5 protein-coding genes are annotated in these 2,614 nt (G+C 65.7%); all 5 read left to right on the top strand.

Annotated features, from left to right (window positions below):
• A partial coding sequence (locus tag WBF82_RS02000) for a Holliday junction DNA helicase RuvB C-terminal domain-containing protein (protein WP_424381431.1) occupies positions 1–525 on the top strand: 525 nt, incomplete at its 5' end.
• Between the two features lie 65 nt (positions 526–590).
• Positions 591–866, top strand: coding sequence for a type II toxin-antitoxin system Phd/YefM family antitoxin (locus tag WBF82_RS02005; protein WP_424381432.1), 276 nt, complete (start codon positions 591–593; stop codon positions 864–866).
• The gene (locus tag WBF82_RS02010) at positions 863–1,120 is read left to right on the top strand and encodes a Txe/YoeB family addiction module toxin (RefSeq protein ID WP_424381433.1); all 258 of its coding nucleotides are present in this window, start codon (positions 863–865) and stop codon (positions 1,118–1,120) included. The genes WBF82_RS02005 and WBF82_RS02010 overlap by 4 nt, the downstream gene beginning before the upstream one ends.
• 45 nt (positions 1,121–1,165) lie before the next feature.
• Entirely contained in the window at positions 1,166–1,555 is a 390-nt protein-coding gene (locus tag WBF82_RS02015) for a DUF1304 domain-containing protein (RefSeq protein ID WP_424381434.1), read from the top strand.
• Between the two features lie 391 nt (positions 1,556–1,946).
• Positions 1,947–2,606 (top strand): hypothetical protein, encoded by a 660-nt coding sequence (locus WBF82_RS02020; RefSeq protein ID WP_424381435.1) that lies wholly within the window; start codon positions 1,947–1,949, stop codon positions 2,604–2,606.
• Positions 2,607–2,614: the final 8 nt, after the last annotated feature.

Here is a 2,614-nt window from a genome sequence, read left to right on the forward strand (position 1 = left end):
GACCGGTTCGGGTTCACCGCGCACATGGATTTCTACGAGCCGAGCGAGCTGGAGCGGGTGCTGACCCGCTCCGCGGGGATACTCGGCATCGAAGTCGGAGCCGACGCCGGAGCGGAGATCGCCCGCCGCTCGCGGGGCACCCCGCGCATCGCCAACCGTTTGCTACGCCGCGTGCGCGACTACGCGGAGGTGCGCGCCGACGGCATCATCACCCGCGATGTGGCAAAGGCGGCGCTGGAGGTCTACGACGTCGACGAGCTCGGCCTGGACCGGCTGGACCGGGCCGTGCTGTCGGCGCTGACCCGCAGCTTCGGCGGCGGCCCGGTGGGAGTCTCGACGCTTGCGGTGGCGGTGGGAGAGGAGGCCACCACTGTCGAGGAGGTGTGTGAGCCGTTTCTAGTGCGGGCCGGCATGATTGCGCGCACGCCGCGCGGCCGGGTCGCAACTCCGCAGGCCTGGACCCACCTCGGGATGACGCCGCCGCCGAGGGCCAGCGGGCTTGGCCAGCCTGGGCTCTTCGAGTAGGCGATCCGGAAAGACGTACTACTCTGGTACGATAATCCCGTACAGCTATCAGCGGGGAGCGTGCGATGAGCATTAGCGCAAGTGAGGCCAGGCAGCGGTTGTTTCCGCTCTTGGAACAAGTCAACACTGACCACCAACCCGTACGCATTACTTCTCGGGCAGGCGATGCGGTGCTCATGTCCGCGAATGACTACGACTCGTGGCAAGAGACTGTTTACCTACTGCGCTCTCCCGAGAACGCCAGGCGGCTGATGGAAGCCGTCGCCCGAGATAAGGCGGGGCAGTCCGTGCCCGCCACGTCGCTCGACGAATTGCGGGAGATGGCCGGCGGCGAGGAGTGAGGAGTGTCCACTTCGATTCTGGTGCCTGGGAGGACTTCTTGTTCTGGCTGGCGTCCGACCGCAAGACCGCCCGCCGGATCGTCCGCCTCATCGCAGAGATCCAACGGGACCCCTTCACCGGGATCGGCAAACCAGAACCGCTGAGAGGAGAGCTGTCGGGCTACTGGTCGCGCCGCATCGACGACCAACACCGGCTGGTGTACCGAGCAAACGACGAAGAAATCAAGATCCTCAAGGCGCGGTACCACTACTAATCGGCTCGCCGAGTAAAAGGGGGCCACGACGAGCAGGAGGACGAAATGATTACTGCTGCATTGGTATTCGCTGGACTGGCCGCGTTGCTGCACGTCTACATCTTCACGATGGAATCGCTGACCTGGACCAGCAAGCGCACCCGCGCGACGTTCGGCACCACGGTTGAGGAAGCCGAGACCACCAAGGTGCTCGCATTCAACCAAGGCTTTTACAACCTCTTCCTGGCGATCGTCACCGCGGTCGGCATCGGCGCAATTGCTCAGGGGCACAAGGATATTGGCTCAGCGTTGTTTTTCGCCGGCGTCGGATCGATGGCCGCGGCGGCGGTGGTGTTGCTGGCGTCGTCACCGGACAAGGCGCGGGCTGCGCTGACCCAGGGCACTCTTCCGCTAATCGCCGTCGTGCTGCTGGTGATCGGGCTCGTCACGCCATAACGACCTCACGGGCACCACTGCATGCAAGATCTTCCGGGCGCGCAGCTCGCGCCGGGCACTGCACGGGCGAAATGCTCAGCCAATCCCAGACCAGCCAGACCCAAACCGATCAAAACCAAAAAGGTCGTTGCTAACCGCAGGACTCGCGGCTTCATAAGCCCTGGATTATGCGCGCGCTGAGCCCGGCGTGTCCTGGGAAGACGCGGAGATCGCCGAGGTTTGGTGCCTTGGTTGCTGGCCGGTTCCGCGGCTGCGCGGTGGCATGGTGCATCGCTGCACGGTGGGCTAGCGTGGCACCCGCGCTGGCGGCCCCGGGTTATATCGCCAGCGCGAATGGGTACTCAGCACGCGTTCAACACCTCCGGTGTCCAAATGTTTGAGGAGACTCGTAATGACTGAATCGCGGTCGGGTTTCGGCAGCCTGCACATGCCGCGCAGCCGTGGCGCGGTAAGCGGATTGCTTCTGATCATCCTCGGCGTGTGGGGGGCGTTGATCCCCTTCGTCGGGCCCTACTTCCATTTCGCCTACACCCCCGACCAGGTCTGGGCGTGGAACACGGCACGCGGCTGGCTCGAGGTGTTCCCCGGCGCCGTCAGCGTGGCGGGTGGCATCTTGCTGCTGATCTCGGGAAACCGTGCCACCGCAATGCTCGGCGGCTGGTTTGCCGTTATCGCCGGTGCCTGGTTCGTCGTCGGTCGCACGCTGGCGCCGACATTGCGGATCGGCAGCGTCGGTCAGCCGATCGGCGCGACAGACGCCAAGCGTGCTGTGCTCGAGATCGTTTACTTTTCGGGCCTGGGCGCGCTGATCGTCTTCCTGGGCGCAGCGGCCTTGGCGCGAATGTCGGTCCGGACGGCGCGCGACCTGGAATACCAGCTCGCGAACGAGCCGGTGGCGGCGCCGGCAGCGGACACCTCCGCTGCTTACGCAGCACCCGCAGCAGCGCCGGCAGTAGCCCAAGACGCCCCGACCGATGCGGCGCCGCGGGCGCACCGGCGCGAACGCAGCGGCTTGTTCCGCCGGCGACGCCACACCGCAACCAGCCACTGAGTGCTGGC

The organism is Mycobacterium sp. (assembly GCF_049673265.1).
GTDB lineage: Bacteria > Actinomycetota > Actinomycetes > Mycobacteriales > Mycobacteriaceae > Mycobacterium.